Raw genomic sequence first — 15,295 nt, 5'->3', positions numbered from 1 at the left:
CCCGGGCTTGATCAGGGTCAACCCCGCATCAGACGGGAAGGTTGATGCTGTTATCGGAGGTGCATCATGGACATCACTTTTTATGGCGCGGCCGGTGAAGTCACCGGTTCCTGCGCAGTGGTCCGGCATGACGGCGGTGCCTTCATGGTCGACTGCGGCATGTTTCAGGGGGGGCGCGAGGCCGGGCTCAAGAATCTCCGGGCGCTCGATTTCGACCTCGATTCCATCGACTTCGTCCTCCTCACGCATGCGCATCTCGATCATACGGGGCTGGTTCCGCGGCTGATCGCCCTTGGGTACAAGGGACGGCTCCATGCGACGGATGCAACGGTCGATCTGCTCGGCGTCATGCTGCTTGATTCGGCATACATCCAGGAAAAGGAGTTCGAGTGGGCGAGTCGTCGCAACCGCTCGCGTCATGGACGCCGGAGTTCCGCCGCGGCGCCGCTGTACACGGTCGAACAGGCACGGGCCAGTCTGCACCGGCTTCAACGCGTCCAGTACGATGCGCTCATTCACCCCGGAAAGGGGGTTTCCTGCCGCTTTCGCGATGCAGGGCACATCCTGGGGTCTGCGATCATTGAAGTGGATGTGATGGAGGGCGGCGCCACCCGACGGCTGGTCTTCTCGGGTGACCTCGGTCAGCCCGACCGCCCGGTGTTGCGTGATCCCTATCAGGTCCGCGCGGCGGACTACCTGTTTATCGAAACGACGTACGGCAATCGCGCTCACCGCCCCTTGAACGAGACCGAGGACGAACTCGTTCATGCCCTCAATGACACGCTTCAGCGCAAGGGCGGCAACGTCATCATTCCGGCCTTTGCGGTCGGGCGTACCCAGGAGGTGCTGTTCATCCTTGCAAAGCTGGCACGGGCGGAGAAGGTGGCGCGACTCGAGGTCATCGTCGATTCGCCAATGGCGACGGCGGTCACTGATCTCACGATGCAGCACGAGGCACTGTGGGATGACGAGACCCGTGAACTTTCTTCCTGGATGAGGGCGAATTCCGAGCGCTTTCACCTGCGGTTTGTCGCCGACGTCGAAGAGTCGATCGCGCTCAACCATCAGCGCGGCGGGCTGGTGATCATCTCGGCGAGCGGCATGTGTGATGCCGGGCGCGTGAAGCACCATCTGCGATACAACATCGACCGCAAGGAGTGCTCAGTCATCATCGCCGGTTTTCAGGCCGCTGGCACGCTGGGGCGGCGACTGGTGGACAAGGCACGCGTCGTCACGCTTTTTGGCGACAAGGTGCCGGTGAGGGCGGATGTTTATACGATAGGCGGCTTGTCCGCGCACGCGGACAAACCTGCGCTGCTCGAATGGATGCATCATATTGAAACGCAGCCGCGGCAGACTTTTCTGGTGCATGGCGAAACCGAGGCACGTGCGGCGTTTGGCGCTGCCGTGACCGAGCAGCTGGGCTGGTCCGGCTTGACCGAGCCGGTCGCCGGAGAAACCTATCATGTGAATTGAGGTGACAGCCCAGTCTGTTTACCGCTTGAGATTCAAGGAGCAAGAAATGGCCAGAGCAAGCAAGAGCACAGGCAAACGGCCTGCATCGGGCAGGACCGGAAGGCGTGCCGAAGATTTCAACCCGGGACAGGTCGTCAAGCGCGCCATGCGCGAACTCCATGACGGCGTGGAAGGTACGGTGGATCCACTTGGAATGGCCGCGCCGCTCGTCCATGCCCAGCTTGCATGGCTGGCGCATCCACAGGAACTGGCGGAGCGCTTCACACGGCTGTCGACGGACCTGTGGAAACTGCAGCTGCACTCGGTCAATCGCATGCTCGGGCTGGCGAGTTCGGATCCGATACGTCCTCACTCCGACGACGCGCGTTTTGCCGATCCCGTATGGACGGAGTATCCGACCTGGGATTTGAGCAAGGAGTGGTACCTCGCTTTCACCCGCAACATGCAGGACATGCTTTACGACACCCCCGGGCTGGCGAGCAAGGAGCGCAGGCGGGCGGCATTCTGGTGGCGTAATCTGCTCAACGCGATGGCCCCCACGAATTTCTTGTGGACCAATCCGGTGGCGATGCGCAAGGCCGTCGAAACCAACGGTGAAAGCCTGACCAATGGCTTCAAGAATTTCCTCGAGGATCTCAAGGCCGGCAATGTCCGGATGACCGACCCGGACGATTTCCATGTTGGCGAAAATCTCGCCACGACGCCAGGCGAGGTGGTCTTTCGCAATAATCTGCTGGAGGTGATCCATTACGCGCCGACGCAGCCAAAGGTGCATGCGAAGCCGATCGTGATCGTCACGCCGTGGATCAACAAGTTCTACATTCTTGACCTGGTGCCGCGCAAGAGCATGATCCGCTTCCTCCTCGATCAGGGGATGGACGTCTTCATCACGAGCTGGAAAAACCCCGGCGCGTCCATGCGCGATTGCAGTTTCGACGATTACCTCACCGAAGGCGTACATGCCATCATCGAGTGCGCGCGAAGCTTCACCGGGCAGGACAAGGTGCATGCAGTTGGCTACTGCATCGGAGGCACTGCACTGTCGATGTACATGGCATGGGCAAACCGCCATTTCCCAGAGGACGAGGTGCCGGTTGCGGACTGGACCCTGCTCACCACGCTTGTCGATTTTCACAAGCCGGGCGACATCGAGGTCTTCATCGACGAAGCCAGCATCCGCTACATCATCGACAACATGGCCAGCAAGGGCTATCTCGACGGCAAGGAAATGGCTTCCGCTTTCCGCCTGCTGCGCTCGAACGGCCTGATCTGGCATTACGTTGTGCAAGGCTGGCTGTACGGCGAAACGCCGCCGCCATTCGACGTGCTGTACTGGAACATGGATACCACGCGTATGCCGTACGCGATGCATTCGTGGTACCTGCGCGAGCTTTACCTGAACAACAAGCTGATTCATCCCGACGCACTCGAGGTGGCGGGTGAGCCGCTCGATCTCGGCCGTATCACGCAACCGCTCTACGTCGTTTCCGCAGAGGACGATCACATTGCGCCGTGGCTGCAGACTTTCCGTGTGGTCAACCACGTCACCGGTCCGAAGCGCTATGTGCTCTCGAGCTCAGGCCACATTCTCGGCATCGTCAATCCGGTCGTCACGCCGCCCAAGCGCAGGTTCTGGGCCGGTGAAGCGCATCGCTCGGATACGGCCGAGCAGTGGCGCAATCGCACTGAAGAGCAGGCGGGCAGCTGGTGGGCCGACTGGATGGACTGGGTCAAACCCCACGCCGGAGAGCTGATCGAAGCGAGGCCGGCGGCAAGCGAGCAGTTTCCTTCTCTCGCACCGGCGCCAGGAACCTATGTGCTTGAGTCCTGAGCGCTGACGCGTGAAGGCTTCGGCTTTCAGCACCCGGGTATCGTGAAAAACGGCCTCTTGCTCGTTCAAGAGGCCGTTGCTTTTCGGGGGGGACGGAAGGACTTGAGCGGGTGAAGTGCTACCCGCTGTAGCGCGACAGTGCCTGCGGATTGTGAAGCGTGATGCGCTTGCCGTGAACGGTGATGAGTCCATGGTCTGCCAGGTCGTGGAAGATCCGCGAAAGGGTCTCGGGCGTCAGGTTCAGGCGTGACGCGATGACCTGCTTGCTCGTGGGCAGGGAGATGTCGCAAGCCTTGGTGCCGTCCTCTTCGGTTTGCTGGAGGAGGTAACCGATTACGCGCTGTGTGCTTGAGCGCAGGGAATAGGTTTCTACGTCGCGCACCATGTTATGCAGGCGGACCGCCATGCCTGCCAGCAGCTTGCGTGCAAACTGCGGATCCTGATCGATCAGGTCGGATACGACGTTCTGGCCGATATGAAGCAACGACATGTCGGTAAGCGCTTCGGCAAAAACGGGGTAGGGGCGGTTCATGAACATCACCGCTTCGCCAAAGCTTTGCTGCGGGCCGACGATTTCGACCACTTTCTCGTTGCCCTGAGCTGACGAGAAACCGAGCTTGAGCTGTCCTTCGGTGACGAAATAGAAACCGTGGGCAACGTCGCCGCGCTGGAACAGCAGTTCGCCCTTGCCCAGTCGGCGTTCGCGGGTATAGCGTGCAACACGTTCCAGCTCACTCTCCGACAGCTCCCCGAACAGGGAGATCTGACGGAGCTGGGTAAGGATGTCTGAGGCGGTCTGGTTCATTCCGTGCTCCTGCATTTCACTTTCGATTCTAGCCTGCGTGGCCGAATCCTGTTTGTTCTGTCATTGTTCGGTGCCCGACCAGGGCGCACCGGTCAGCATTTTCCCCGAGGAGGAACGAAAGATGTATCAGGCGATCAAGCACATCCACGTCACCTGTGTGATTCTGAGCCTTGCCGGCTTCGCGCTCAGGGGAGTGTGGATGCTTGTTGATAGCCGTCTGCTCACACATCGTCTGACGCGCGTTCTGCCGCATGTGGTCGATACCGTGTTGCTTGGCAGTGCGATCACGCTGGCGGTGATGATCGAACAGTACCCGTTGCAGGCACCGTGGGTGACCGCCAAGGTCATCGGCCTGATCGTCTACATCCTGCTGGGCGCCGTTGCCCTGAAACGTGGCCGAACGCGCACCGTGCGCGGGGCTGCGTTCGTTGCTGCGCTGCTCGTGTTCAGCTGGATCGTGTCGGTCGCGCTCAGCAAGAACGTCGGCGGCTGGTTCGCCGCCTTTGCCTGAGCGCGACAGTCCGGGGCTCAGCGCGCGCCGGGCTGGTGCTGAATGAGTTTCTTGAGACCGTCGTTGTCGAGAATGCGGATATGTTTCTGCTGCACCGCGACGAGGCCGTCTTCCTGAAAGCGGGAGAAGGCACGCGAGACCGTTTCCAGCTTCAGGCCCAGATAGGAGCCGATCTCTTCGCGGGTCATGCGCAGGTGAAACTCGGCGGCCGAGAAGCCACGAGCGGTGAAGCGCTGCGACATGTTGAGCAGGAAGGCCGCCAGACGCTCTTCCGCGCGCATGGAGCCCAGCAGCATCATCACGCCGTGATCGCGCACGATCTCACGGCTCATGACCTTGTGGAACTGGTGCTGCAGGCCTTCGATCTCGCGCGACAGTTCTTCCAGCTTGGCGTAGGGAATGACGCAGACTTCGCTGTCTTCGAGCGCAACCGCATTGCACGAGTGGAGCTCGGTGCTGATGCCGTCGAGACCGATAATCTCGCCGGTCATCTGAAATCCGGTGACCTGCTCGCGACCATCTTCGAGCAGAACGTCGGTCTTGAAGGAACCGGCACGGATCGCATAGATGGCTTCGAAGAGCTCGCCCGCTCGATAGAGCGGCTGCTGACGCTTGATCTTCCGACGTCCGCCGACGAGTTCGTCGAGGCGGTTGAGTTCGGTGTCAGTCATGCCGAACGGCAGGCACAGCTCCAGCAGATTGCATTGTGAACATGCGGTTTTGAGCCCCGCCGCGGTGATCGGCACCGTCGCCTTCATTTGCACTGTAAACTTGCTCCGATTCCGGATTGGGGGTAGTCAGAATGTTGCCGTTGATCCAAGTCAACCACAAAACGCCGGCTTTCTGCCATTGTTAAGTAACACATCGACGCAGCCAGACCATGACCAGCCAGACAGACCTCATCTTTGATCCCCAGTTGATTCGACGATTCGACATCAACGGGCCTCGCTATACGTCGTATCCCACCGCAGACAGGTTTGTGGAGGCGTTCGATGCACAAGCACTGACAGACTGGCTGGGAAAACGTGCCGTCGGCGGTGTGAGCCGACCGCTGTCATTATACTTCCACATCCCCTTTTGTAACACGATCTGCTACTACTGCGCCTGCAACAAGATCATCACCAAGGATCATGGAAGGTCTGCCAAATATCTGAATTACCTGGAAAAAGAGATCGAAATGCAGGCGGCGGCCCTGGGTGGCGCACGTCAGGTCACACAGTTACATCTCGGGGGCGGAACGCCGACCTTCCTCTCGCACGCGGAGATGCATCAGCTGATGGATGCGGTCCGCAAGCACTTCAACCTGGTGCCGAATGGCGAATACTCGATCGAGGTCGATCCGCGCAAGGTGGATTTCGACACCGTCGAGATGCTGGCCAACCTCGGCTTCAATCGCATGAGCGTCGGCGTGCAGGACTTCGCCGAGGATGTGCAGATTGCGACCAACCGCGTGCAAAGCGTCGAAGAGACCAAGCTCGTCATCGACGCGGCGCGGGCAACCGGCTTCAAGTCGATCAGCATGGACCTGATCTATGGTCTGCCCAAGCAGAACGTGATCAGCTTCAACCGCACGCTGGAGCAGGTGCTCGAACTCTCGCCCGATCGAATTTCGCTGTACAGCTACGCGCACCTGCCGGGACTGTTCAAGCCCCAGCGCAGGATCATTCCGATCGATCTGCCGTCAGCGGACTCCAAGCTGCAGATTCTGCAGCTTGCCATCCGTCGCCTGACCGACGCCGGCTACGTCTATATCGGCATGGACCATTTCGCGAAGCCGGATGACGAGCTGACCGTGGCGCAGCGGCAGGGGCGTCTGCACCGCAATTTCCAGGGCTATTCGACCCAGGCCGAGTGCGACCTGCTGGCCTTCGGTGTGTCGGCGATCGGCAAGATCGGTCCGGTCTACTCGCAGAACGTCAAGACGCTCGACGAGTACTACGATGCGCTCGATCGCGACGAGCTGCCGGTGCTGCGCGGCATCGAGCTCACCGCCGACGATCTCCTCCGGCGCTCGATCATCCAGGCGCTGATGTGCCATTTCGAGCTGTCGATCGAGTCGATCGAGATTGCACACCTCATCAAGTTCCATGAGTACTTTGCAGACGAAATCGCCGACCTCAAGGAAATGGAAGAGGCCGGGCTGGTGAAGATCGACAAGGACTGGATCAGCGTGCTGCCCGCGGGCCGTCTGCTGGTGCGGGGAATTGCGATGTTCTTCGATCGCTATCTGCGCTCGGATCGCGAGCGGGCCCGTTACTCCCGGGTGATCTGACCGGGCGGGGAGGCGCGGTGCAGCGTAGAATGCGCGCACCGCATCAAACGCTTCATAGCTGATTGAACATGCCCGAAACCGGTTATCTCGCCGTCTTCCTGATCGGCCTCCTTGGCGGCACCCACTGTGTATCGATGTGCGGCGGCATTGTCGGCGCGCTCACGGTACAGGTGCAGACGCCGTCGAGTCGCAGTCGGCAGTGGCCGATTCATCTCGCCTACAACCTTGGCCGGATCACCACCTACACCTGCATTGGCGCCGGACTTGGCGCGCTGGGCTCGGTCGGCATGCTCTACGATGGCGTGCTGCCGGTCCAGATCACGCTTTACGTGCTCGCGAACCTCATGCTGGTGGCGCTCGGGCTCTATCTCACCGGATTCACCAAGCTGCTCGTTCCGGTGGAGCAGCTCGGTCACCGCCTGTGGCGCCGCATTCAGCCGCTGAGCCGTCGCTTCCTGCCGGCCCGCTCGGTCAAGCAGGCTTTGCCGCTTGGCCTGCTGTGGGGCTTCCTGCCTTGCGGACTGGTGTATTCGGTGCTGGCGACTTCCCTGGTAACCGGCTCTGCGCTGCGCGGTGGGGGCCTGATGCTGGCTTTCGGGCTTGGCACATTGCCCAACCTGATGCTGGCCGGCATGCTGTTCAAGCGTTTTCGTGACATCACGCGCAATGGCAAGGTCCGCTTCGCCTCGGGCTTGCTGGTGCTCGGCTTCGGCGTGTTTGGCCTGTTCCACGCCCAGACGCTGGGCGGCCAACTGTGGAGCGGAGTGGTGTGCGCGGTCTGAGCGCCGCCTTCGGAGCAATGGTTCAGCGCTGACGCGAGGTCTTACTCGCTCGACAGTGCGCGAAGAATCGGACAGGGGGCGGGGGCATCAGTGCGCTGACAGCACCCAACCAGTTCGGTGAGCGCGTTGCGCATCTCCTGCATCTGCCGGATGCGGGCATCCAGCAGTTCGATCTTGCTCTGCGCCAGTGCGCGCGCGCGGGCGCGGTCGGTGTCCTCGTTGAGCGCCAGCAGGCCATCGATCTCTTCAAGCGAAAACCCCAGTTGCTGTGCCCGGCGCACTGCGCGCAGACGAGCAAGTTCGTGCTCGCCATACACCCGATATGCACCGCGTGTCTGCTGAGGTTCTGCGAGCAGGCCGCGGCGTTGATAGTAGCGGACGGTCTCCACGCCCACGCCCGCTGCCTTTGCAAGTGCGCCGATCGTAAGCCCCTTGCTTGTTTGCTCATTCATTGCTTGACTCCGTGCATGGGTACGGGGTTTACACTGCGCTCTATCGAATCGTCCCGCAAGGGAGAAACTCAATGACCGCACAATCAACACCATCGGCAGGTCCGGCGCAATCAGCGTCCGCTAGCGCGACGCTTGAACTCGCCATCAGCGGCATGACCTGCGCTGCATGTTCCACCCGCCTCGAGAAGGTGCTCAATCGCCTTCCCGGTGTCGAGGCCACGGTCAATCTTGCAACCGAGCGTGCAGTCCTCCACTTCGAGCCCGGCGCGCTCACGCTTGATGCGGCGAAGGCAGCCGTCGAACGTGCCGGATTTGGTGCGAGCGAGGCGGCCACCATTGTGCGTGAAGAGGCCCGTGCGAAGCAGAAGGCGGCGTGGGATGTCGAATTGCGGCATTTCTGGATCGCTGCGGCGCTCACCCTTCCTCTTGCGCTGCAGATGCCGGCCATGTTCGGCCTGTGGCCGGGCGGTGAGGTGCAGCACGACCTTGTACCGCGCTGGTTGCAGCTGTTGCTGGCAACGCCCGTCCAGTTCTGGCTTGGTGCGCGCTTCTATCGCGGCGCCTGGGCCTCGCTGCGCGGTGGCGGTGCGAACATGGATGTCCTCGTCGCGCTCGGCACCTCGATGGCGTATTTCTACAGTCTGGTGGTGACGCTGGCGGGACGGCACGATCTGCACGTGTATTTCGAAGCCTCGGCGATGATCATCACCCTGATTCTGCTCGGCAAGCTGCTTGAGGCACGGGCCAAGGCCCGCACCACGGCAGCGCTCGATGCCTTGCTGCGCCTGCAGCCGAAAATGGCGCGTATCGAACGCGATGGCGTGCTGGTCGAGGTGCCGGTCGAGAGCCTGTCTCCGGGTGCGGTATTCGTGCTGCGCCCGGGCGATGCCGTGCCGGTGGATGGCGTGGTCGAGGAGGGCAATTCGGCCCTGAACGAAGCCATGCTCACCGGAGAAAGCCTGCCGGTGGACAAGCAGCCGGGCGACAAGGTGTTTGCCGCCACGGTGAACGGCGATGCCGTGCTGCGCTGCCGTGCCACCGGCGTGGGTGCCAGTACCCTGCTCGCGGGCATCATCCGCCTGGTCGAGCAGGCGCAAGGCTCGAAGGCGCCCGTGCAGCGTCTGGCGGACCGCATTGCAGCGGTATTCGTCCCGGTGGTCGTGGCCATTGCCAGCCTTACCTTCGCAGCATGGTGGCTGTGGTCGGGCGACTTCCAGCTGGCCCTGATCAATGCGGTGGCAGTGCTCGTGATCGCCTGCCCGTGTGCGCTTGGCCTTGCAACGCCGACGGCGATCATGGTGGGTACAGGGCAGGGCGCGCGCGCCGGAATGCTGGTGAAGAACGCCGAGGCCCTCGAGCTGGCAGAGCGGCTGACGGTGCTCGCGGTGGACAAGACCGGGACCGTGACCGAAGGCAAGCCGGCGGTGACCGATGTGGTACCGGCTGGTGACTGGACACGATCGACCCTGCTCTCGGCTGCAGCCGCGCTGGAGCAAAGCAGTGCGCACCCGATTGCCGCTGCAGTGTGTGAGGCCGCGCACACCGAGGGGCTGGCGCTCGCACGGACGGTCGATGTCCTTGCCACTGCGGGGAAAGGCGTGGAGGGCAGGGTGGGCGATCAGCTGGTCATGCTGGGCGCGCCCGCCTTTCTGGTGGCGCAGGGCGTTTCTGTACCCGACGCAGACAGTGCGCCGCTCGCCGCCGAAGGCAAGACGCTCGTCGCCGTGGCCATCGACGGCATGTATGCGGGGGTGATTGCGGTTGCCGATCGCGTACGCAGCGACTCTGCTGGCGCGGTCGAACGACTGCAACGAAACGGTGTGAAAGTGGTGATGCTGACCGGCGATCACCCCGCAACGGCAAAGGCCATTGCCGAGCAGACGGGCATTGCGGAGTGGCGCGCCGGGGTTCTGCCGGCGGACAAGGCCGCTGCGGTGAACGCGCTGAGGGCGTCAGGCGAGCGTGTCGGCATGGCGGGCGACGGCATCAACGATGCGCCGGCGCTGGCGGCCGCGGACGTGTCGTTTGCGATCGGGGTGGGCGCCGACGTCGCGGTCGAGGCGGCGGATATCACCCTGGTGCGCAACAGCCTGCACGGTGTGGCCGATGCCATCGACCTGTCACGCGCGACCTTGTCGAAGATTCGGCAGAACCTTTTCTTTGCCTTTGTTTACAATGTGCTCGGCATCCCCCTTGCCGCAATGGGGATGCTCAATCCCGTTGTGGCCGGGGCGGCGATGGCCATGAGTTCGGTATCGGTGGTCAGCAATTCATTGCTGCTCAAGCGCTGGAAGCCTGGGCGGTGAAAGCGGGTTGTTTCTCAAGGAGAATGAACGGTGACTGAAGTGACGATCAAGGTGGCTGGCATGAGTTGTGGCGGCTGCGTGCGCAACGTAACCGGCGTGCTCAAGGCGCTGGCCGGCGTGGATGACGCCGAGGTATCGCTCGAACAGGCCACGGCGACCGTGCGTTTCGACCCTTCGAAGGTCGATGTTGCCGGTTTGCGCCAGGCTATCGAGAATGCTGGCTTCGACTCGCCGGCGTGACCCGCTCTTATATCTTATAATTCGGACACTTTTTCCACGGGAGGGTTAAATGGGCTTAGACCTCGTAAAAGCCGGCAAGGACTTGCCGAACGATATCAACGTCATCATCGAGATCCCGGCGCAAGCCGATCCGATCAAGTTCGAAGTCGACAAGGAAAGCGGCGCAGTTTTCGTTGACCGCTTCATGGGTACTTCGATGCGCTACCCGATCAACTACGGGTACGTGCCGCATACGGTGGCTGGCGATGGCGATCCCGTGGATGTGCTGGTTGTGACGCCGTTCCCGCTGTTCCCCGGTGCAGTCATCCGCTGCCGTCCGGTGGGCGTGCTCAAGATGGAAGACGACGGCGGCATGGATGCCAAGGTTGTTGCAGTCCCCGTCTCCAAGCTCACCCCGCTGTACGACAAGGTGCAGTCCACCGACGATCTGCCGGAACTGCTGATGAAGCAGACCGTGCATTTCTTCGAGCACTACAAGGATCTCGAGCCCGGCAAGTGGGTCAAGATCCTGGGCTGGGGCACAGTTGACGAGGCCCGTCAGGAGATCCTCAACGGCGTGGCCGCTGCAGCCAAGTAAGTCTTGCGACCGGCCCGGGCCGGTTTCGCAGCGCAAAACCCGCTTTCGAGCGGGTTTTTTTATGGGTGCCGCCTGCGGCCATGTCCGTTGGAGGGCGCCCACTTGTCCTTGGTCAAAGGCCTTGCACACGACGGTCGCCGACGGACGAGCAAAGGATCATAATCAAGGCGTTGAAACGACGATGATTGGCGATGGCCTCCGTCAGTGTCTGCGGTGGTGCTCGCCATAAGGGGGCGTGTCATCATGAGCCACAAACATCTGAACCTGCTGCGCACGATCTTCCAGGATCCGGTCAACGGCAATATCCACTGGCGCGAGGTCGAGTCCTTGCTGCAAAACCTCGGCGCCTCCGTCGAACCTGCGCATGGCGCAAGATTCCGGGTGGTGCTGAACAAGGTTGAATTCTTTCTGCATCAGCCGCACCACAGCAGTACCTGCACCAAGCAGGACATCAAGATGCTGCGCGAGCACCTCACGCATGCGGGTGTGAGTCCGTCCGCATACGAAGAACAGGCCAGGCAGCAACAGTAGGCCCGGCTTGGGCGTGCTGTTGCTGCCTGGCCTGCCTGGCCCGACTGCCGCGGACGGAACGCCCGCGGCGGGACTCAGCCGGCGCTCACGAGCCGGCGACGCGTACCAGCAGCTTGCCGAAGTTGCGCCCCTCGAGCAGGCCCATGAAGGCTTGCGGCGCATTCTCGAGTCCGTCCACGATGTCCTCGCGGAACTTGATCTTGCCTTCCTTGAGCCAGGCACTCATCTGGGTGAAAAACTCGCCGTAGCGATGGCCGTAGTCATCAAAGATGATGAAGCCCTGCATCTTGATGCGCTTGACCAGCAGCGTGCGTGTGAGCAGGCCGAGGCGGTCGGGGCCGGCGGGCAGTTCGGTGTCGTTGTAGTGGGAGATCATCCCGCACAGCGGAACCCGTGCACTGGTGTTGAGCAGGGGCAATACCGCGTCGAAAACCGCTCCGCCCACACTCTCGAAATACACATCGATGCCATCGGGGCATGCCGCGGCCAGCGCAGCTGGCAGATCGGGGCTGCGGTGATCGATGCACGCATCGAAGCCGAGTTCCTCAAGCACATAGCGACACTTCTTCTCGCCTCCTGCAATCCCCACCACGCGGCAGCCCTTGAGTTTGGCGATCTGACCTACAAGGGCGCCGACGGCGCCGCTCGCAGCCGCGACGACGACGGTTTCACCTGCTTTCGGCTGGCCGATGTCGAGCAGGCCCATGTAGGCGGTGAAGCCGGGCATGCCGAGCACGCCGAGCGCCATCGAGGGTTGAGCCATGTCGGGCGCGAGCTTGATCAGGCCGGTACCGTCCGAGATGGCGTAGTCCTGCCAGCCGGAGAAGGAGAGTACGAGGTCGCCCACCTGATAGTCAGGATGTTGCGAGGCCTCGACCTTTGCGACCGTGCCGCCGACCATGGTTTCGCCGATGCCGACCGGCGCTGCATAGGACGGACCGTCGCTCATGCGGCCGCGCATGTAGGGGTCGAGTGACAGATACAGGGTGCGCAGCAGCACCTGACCCGCTGCTGCTTGCGGAATCGGCGCTTCGTCGAGGCGGAAGTTGGCGTCGACCGGCGCACCGACAGGGCGCGAGTTGAGCAGAATGCGGCGGTTGCGGGTGGTGTTCTGATTCATCTGTTCAGTCATTTCAGCGTGCCCCTTCCAGAATGGTCCGGCTGACGGCCAGGGTGATGTCCTTGCGTTCGCCAAGCTTCGTCATGCCGTGGACCTCGAGCTGAGCGACGATATTGTCGATGGCCTCAGTGCCGAGCTCGTAGTCGGCGAGCCGGGTCTTGACGCCGAGCGACTCGAAGAACTGCACGGTGCGGCGGATGGCCTCGTCGATGCGCTGATCCTCGGTACCACTGTCGATCTGCCAGACACGGGCTGCGTACTGCAGCAGCTTTTCCCGCTTCTGTTCGCGCTGGACGTTCAGCAGCGACGGCAGCACGATGGCCAGGGTGCGGGCGTGGTCGATGCCGTGAGCCGCGGTGAGTTCGTGACCGATCATGTGCGTTGCCCAGTCCTGCGGCACGCCGGCACCGATCAGGCCGTTCAGCGCCATTGTCGCGACCCACATGAGGTTGGCCCGTACATTGGCGTCTTCCGGCGTCTCGAGCGCTTGGGGGCCGATCTCGACCAGGGTCTGGAGCAGGCCTTCGGCAAAGCGGTCCTGCACCATGCCACCGACGGGGTAGGTAAGGTATTGCTCGACGATGTGCACAAAGGCGTCGACCACGCCGTTGGCAATCTGCCTGCGCGGCAGGGTGTAAGTCTTGCTCGGGTCGAGTACCGAGAACTGCGGAAACACATGGGCGCTCAGGAACGGGAGCTTGGTCTGGGTTTCGCTGCGGGTGATGACTGCGCCGGCGTTCATCTCCGAACCCGTTGCCGGCAGGGTCAGCACGGTGCCAAAGGGCAGTGCGCCTGCGACGTTCTTGCCGTGAGTGAGGAGGATGTCCCACGGATCACCGCTGTAATTCACGGCCGCGGCGACGAATTTGGTGCCGTCGATGACCGAGCCGCCGCCAACTGCGAGGAGGAAGTCGAGCTTTTCGCTGCGGACCTGCTCCACTGCGCGCATCAGGGTCTCGTAGGTCGGGTTCGGTTCGATGCCGGCAAACTCGCGGATGGCACGCGTACCCAGTGCCGACCTGACCTCGTCCAGCGTGCCATTTTTCTGTGCGCTGCTGCCACCGTAAAGAACCAGCACGCGGGCCTCGGATGGCACGAGTTCGGCGAGCCGGGCGATGGTTTCAGTACCAAACACAATCTTGGTCGGGTTGTGGAACTCGAAATTCTGCATTGCTGTATTTCCTGTATTAGACCGGTCGTCTTGAAGTGGGGTCAATGTTGGCTGATGAGGGTGGTGCACAGCCAAGTGGGGTTTGAAAAAGCGATGGCGTGTCTGAATTGACGCTCAGGGAGCCTGTTTCAGCAGTTGCCGGGTGGTTGTCATGGCCGCTTCGAGCGCACTGCTGTCACGACGGATCTTGGTCAGTACCGTTGCACCCAGCCAGAGGTTGTAAAGCGTCAGGGCGCAGTCATCGGCATCGATGTCGGCGGGAAGTGAGGCATCCTGCTGTGCCGCCCGAATGCAGCCGGCGATAAGTTCGACAATGCTGCTGGTGCCGCGCGCAAGTGCAATCCGCATCGGCTCCGAGATGTCTGACACTTCTCCGCCCAGTTTTACCGCGAGGCACTTACCGTCGGTGCCGTCGCTGGCCTGGGTGTCGAGCCACTGCTGCCAGTAATTCATCAGGCGCTCGCCAGCCGATCCGCCGCCACTGTTCAACAGATCGGACAGGCGCGAGCGATAGCTGGAGAAATAGCTGTCGAGCAGCGCTTCGCCGAACGCTTCCTTGGATTTGAAGTAGTGGTAGAACGAACCCTTGGGTACGTCGGCAGCCGACAGCAGTTCGTTGAGCCCGACGGCGGAGAAGCCCTTGCCCAGGATGATGGGTTTGGCGGTATCGAGAATGTGCTGACGCACGTCGGTGTGTTCGGTGACCATGGGGCGAACGATACGCTCCATTAGACCGGTCGTCTAGTGCCTTGCTTCGTACGCGGGCAGTTTTTCTGCAATGAAGCTCAGATCGGCGTGATCTCGCTCATGCGGCACTTGGCAGTGCCAAGGTCGGTTGAAACCAGCAAGGGATAGACGGCACCGTGATAAGACCCGAACGTGCCGATGTTGAAGCCGATTACGCGGCCTTCGACTTGTCCGATCCTTACCCGGCGGCCAATGCAGTAGCCGTCCTGTATGGCGCTTGCGATGGCATGTTCGATGGAGCCATGCCAGTGGTTGGGGTCTTCGTTGCTGCGATCGCCGTCAACGATGACAAGTTGCGTCCTGTTCATGATGGGCCTCTGTCAGTTATTCCAGACGGATTGCTCTTGCTATTACTAACGGCAACTGCGTCCCGGTCTTGACTTACTGTCGACTCAATAGTGCGCCCATGTTGTGCGCTTTGACACGATTGATTGATTTTTCGGTACACAGAATCGCGATTTGTCGCTTTTTTGC

Annotated in this window: 16 protein-coding genes; 9 read left to right on the top strand and 7 right to left on the bottom strand. The window is 61.7% G+C overall.

Annotated features, from left to right (window positions below):
* The first annotated feature begins 66 nt into the window (after positions 1 to 66).
* A complete protein-coding gene (locus tag AC22G6_RS18545) occupies positions 67 to 1,476 on the top strand; it encodes an MBL fold metallo-hydrolase (RefSeq protein WP_487368004.1) in 1,410 nt (469 codons plus the stop codon).
* Between the two features lie 145 nt (positions 1,477 to 1,621).
* Complete coding sequence (locus AC22G6_RS18540; protein WP_487368043.1) at positions 1,622 to 3,307, top strand: PHA/PHB synthase family protein; 1,686 nt, start codon at positions 1,622 to 1,624, stop codon at positions 3,305 to 3,307.
* 118 nt (positions 3,308 to 3,425) lie between these two features.
* On the opposite strand, the gene AC22G6_RS18535 is transcribed toward AC22G6_RS18540, so the two are convergent.
* Positions 3,426 to 4,112, bottom strand: coding sequence for a Crp/Fnr family transcriptional regulator (locus AC22G6_RS18535; RefSeq protein WP_487368003.1), 687 nt, complete (start codon positions 4,110 to 4,112; stop codon positions 3,426 to 3,428).
* A 121-nt stretch (positions 4,113 to 4,233) separates the two neighbouring features.
* On the opposite strand from AC22G6_RS18535, the gene AC22G6_RS18530 reads away from it, so the two are divergent.
* The gene (locus tag AC22G6_RS18530) at positions 4,234 to 4,623 is read left to right on the top strand and encodes a SirB2 family protein (RefSeq protein WP_487368002.1); all 390 of its coding nucleotides are present in this window, start codon (positions 4,234 to 4,236) and stop codon (positions 4,621 to 4,623) included.
* A gap of 17 nt (positions 4,624 to 4,640) precedes the next feature.
* Here the strand turns inward: AC22G6_RS18530 and fnr are convergent, their stop codons facing one another.
* Positions 4,641 to 5,381, bottom strand: a complete 741-nt coding sequence (gene fnr / locus AC22G6_RS18525) for a fumarate/nitrate reduction transcriptional regulator Fnr (protein WP_487368042.1) — start codon at positions 5,379 to 5,381, stop codon at positions 4,641 to 4,643.
* Positions 5,382 to 5,503: 122 nt separating this feature from the next.
* Between fnr and hemN the strand changes: the two genes are divergently transcribed.
* Together hemN and AC22G6_RS18515 are read left to right on the top strand one after the other, a co-directional pair.
* Positions 5,504 to 6,895 (top strand): oxygen-independent coproporphyrinogen III oxidase, encoded by a 1,392-nt coding sequence (gene hemN, locus AC22G6_RS18520; protein ID WP_487368001.1) that lies wholly within the window; start codon positions 5,504 to 5,506, stop codon positions 6,893 to 6,895.
* Positions 6,896 to 6,963: 68 nt separating this feature from the next.
* Complete coding sequence (locus tag AC22G6_RS18515; RefSeq protein ID WP_108947887.1) at positions 6,964 to 7,677, top strand: sulfite exporter TauE/SafE family protein; 714 nt, start codon at positions 6,964 to 6,966, stop codon at positions 7,675 to 7,677.
* A 41-nt stretch (positions 7,678 to 7,718) separates the two neighbouring features.
* Here the strand turns inward: AC22G6_RS18515 and AC22G6_RS18510 are convergent, their stop codons facing one another.
* A complete protein-coding gene (locus tag AC22G6_RS18510; RefSeq protein WP_487368000.1) occupies positions 7,719 to 8,129 on the bottom strand; it encodes a MerR family transcriptional regulator in 411 nt (136 codons plus the stop codon).
* Between the two features lie 71 nt (positions 8,130 to 8,200).
* On the opposite strand from AC22G6_RS18510, the gene AC22G6_RS18505 reads away from it, so the two are divergent.
* From AC22G6_RS18505 to AC22G6_RS18490, 4 genes are all read left to right on the top strand, one after another.
* Positions 8,201 to 10,435: a heavy metal translocating P-type ATPase gene (locus tag AC22G6_RS18505; RefSeq protein ID WP_487367999.1), complete on the top strand. Its 2,235-nt coding sequence runs from the start codon at positions 8,201 to 8,203 to the stop codon at positions 10,433 to 10,435.
* Between the two features lie 30 nt (positions 10,436 to 10,465).
* Entirely contained in the window at positions 10,466 to 10,675 is a 210-nt protein-coding gene (locus AC22G6_RS18500; protein WP_108947890.1) for a heavy-metal-associated domain-containing protein, read from the top strand.
* Positions 10,676 to 10,724: 49 nt separating this feature from the next.
* Positions 10,725 to 11,252: an inorganic diphosphatase gene (gene ppa / locus AC22G6_RS18495; RefSeq protein WP_108947891.1), complete on the top strand. Its 528-nt coding sequence runs from the start codon at positions 10,725 to 10,727 to the stop codon at positions 11,250 to 11,252.
* 243 nt (positions 11,253 to 11,495) lie between these two features.
* The gene (locus AC22G6_RS18490) at positions 11,496 to 11,783 is read left to right on the top strand and encodes a type II toxin-antitoxin system HicA family toxin (protein WP_487367998.1); all 288 of its coding nucleotides are present in this window, start codon (positions 11,496 to 11,498) and stop codon (positions 11,781 to 11,783) included.
* Positions 11,784 to 11,868: 85 nt separating this feature from the next.
* Here the strand turns inward: AC22G6_RS18490 and AC22G6_RS18485 are convergent, their stop codons facing one another.
* From AC22G6_RS18485 to AC22G6_RS18470, 4 genes are all read right to left on the bottom strand, one after another.
* Entirely contained in the window at positions 11,869 to 12,903 is a 1,035-nt protein-coding gene (locus AC22G6_RS18485; protein WP_487367997.1) for an NADP-dependent oxidoreductase, read from the bottom strand.
* 13 nt (positions 12,904 to 12,916) lie between these two features.
* Positions 12,917 to 14,074, bottom strand: coding sequence for an iron-containing alcohol dehydrogenase (locus tag AC22G6_RS18480; RefSeq protein WP_487367996.1), 1,158 nt, complete (start codon positions 14,072 to 14,074; stop codon positions 12,917 to 12,919).
* Positions 14,075 to 14,188: 114 nt separating this feature from the next.
* Positions 14,189 to 14,803 carry a TetR/AcrR family transcriptional regulator gene (locus tag AC22G6_RS18475; protein ID WP_487367995.1) on the bottom strand — a complete coding sequence of 205 codons (615 nt, stop codon included), beginning with the start codon at positions 14,801 to 14,803 and terminating at the stop codon, positions 14,189 to 14,191.
* 56 nt (positions 14,804 to 14,859) lie between these two features.
* Positions 14,860 to 15,129 (bottom strand): hypothetical protein, encoded by a 270-nt coding sequence (locus tag AC22G6_RS18470; RefSeq protein WP_487367994.1) that lies wholly within the window; start codon positions 15,127 to 15,129, stop codon positions 14,860 to 14,862.
* Positions 15,130 to 15,295 lie beyond the last annotated feature (166 nt).

Source organism: Parazoarcus sp. PS-13 R2A (assembly GCF_057621855.1).
Note: the sequence above shows the minus strand (reverse complement) of the source record. Positions and strands in the feature narration are given on the sequence as shown.

What these genes read in the sequence shown, in the direction of transcription:
- ppa (WP_108947891.1), top strand. Translation starts at nt 10,725, where the DNA reads ATGGGCTTAGACCTCGTAAAAGCCGGCAAGGACTTGCCGAACGATATC.
- AC22G6_RS18515 (WP_108947887.1), top strand. Translation starts at nt 6,964, where the DNA reads ATGCCCGAAACCGGTTATCTCGCCGTCTTCCTGATCGGCCTCCTTGGC.
- AC22G6_RS18470 (WP_487367994.1), bottom strand. Translation starts at nt 15,129, where the DNA reads ATGAACAGGACGCAACTTGTCATCGTTGACGGCGATCGCAGCAACGAA.
- AC22G6_RS18545 (WP_487368004.1), top strand. Translation starts at nt 67, where the DNA reads ATGGACATCACTTTTTATGGCGCGGCCGGTGAAGTCACCGGTTCCTGC.
- AC22G6_RS18535 (WP_487368003.1), bottom strand. Translation starts at nt 4,112, where the DNA reads ATGAACCAGACCGCCTCAGACATCCTTACCCAGCTCCGTCAGATCTCC.
- AC22G6_RS18490 (WP_487367998.1), top strand. Translation starts at nt 11,496, where the DNA reads ATGAGCCACAAACATCTGAACCTGCTGCGCACGATCTTCCAGGATCCG.
- AC22G6_RS18540 (WP_487368043.1), top strand. Translation starts at nt 1,622, where the DNA reads ATGCGCGAACTCCATGACGGCGTGGAAGGTACGGTGGATCCACTTGGA.
- hemN (WP_487368001.1), top strand. Translation starts at nt 5,504, where the DNA reads ATGACCAGCCAGACAGACCTCATCTTTGATCCCCAGTTGATTCGACGA.
- AC22G6_RS18480 (WP_487367996.1), bottom strand. Translation starts at nt 14,074, where the DNA reads ATGCAGAATTTCGAGTTCCACAACCCGACCAAGATTGTGTTTGGTACT.
- AC22G6_RS18485 (WP_487367997.1), bottom strand. Translation starts at nt 12,903, where the DNA reads ATGAATCAGAACACCACCCGCAACCGCCGCATTCTGCTCAACTCGCGC.
- fnr (WP_487368042.1), bottom strand. Translation starts at nt 5,381, where the DNA reads ATGAAGGCGACGGTGCCGATCACCGCGGCGGGGCTCAAAACCGCATGT.
- AC22G6_RS18510 (WP_487368000.1), bottom strand. Translation starts at nt 8,129, where the DNA reads ATGAATGAGCAAACAAGCAAGGGGCTTACGATCGGCGCACTTGCAAAG.
- AC22G6_RS18505 (WP_487367999.1), top strand. Translation starts at nt 8,201, where the DNA reads ATGACCGCACAATCAACACCATCGGCAGGTCCGGCGCAATCAGCGTCC.
- AC22G6_RS18530 (WP_487368002.1), top strand. Translation starts at nt 4,234, where the DNA reads ATGTATCAGGCGATCAAGCACATCCACGTCACCTGTGTGATTCTGAGC.
- AC22G6_RS18475 (WP_487367995.1), bottom strand. Translation starts at nt 14,803, where the DNA reads ATGGAGCGTATCGTTCGCCCCATGGTCACCGAACACACCGACGTGCGT.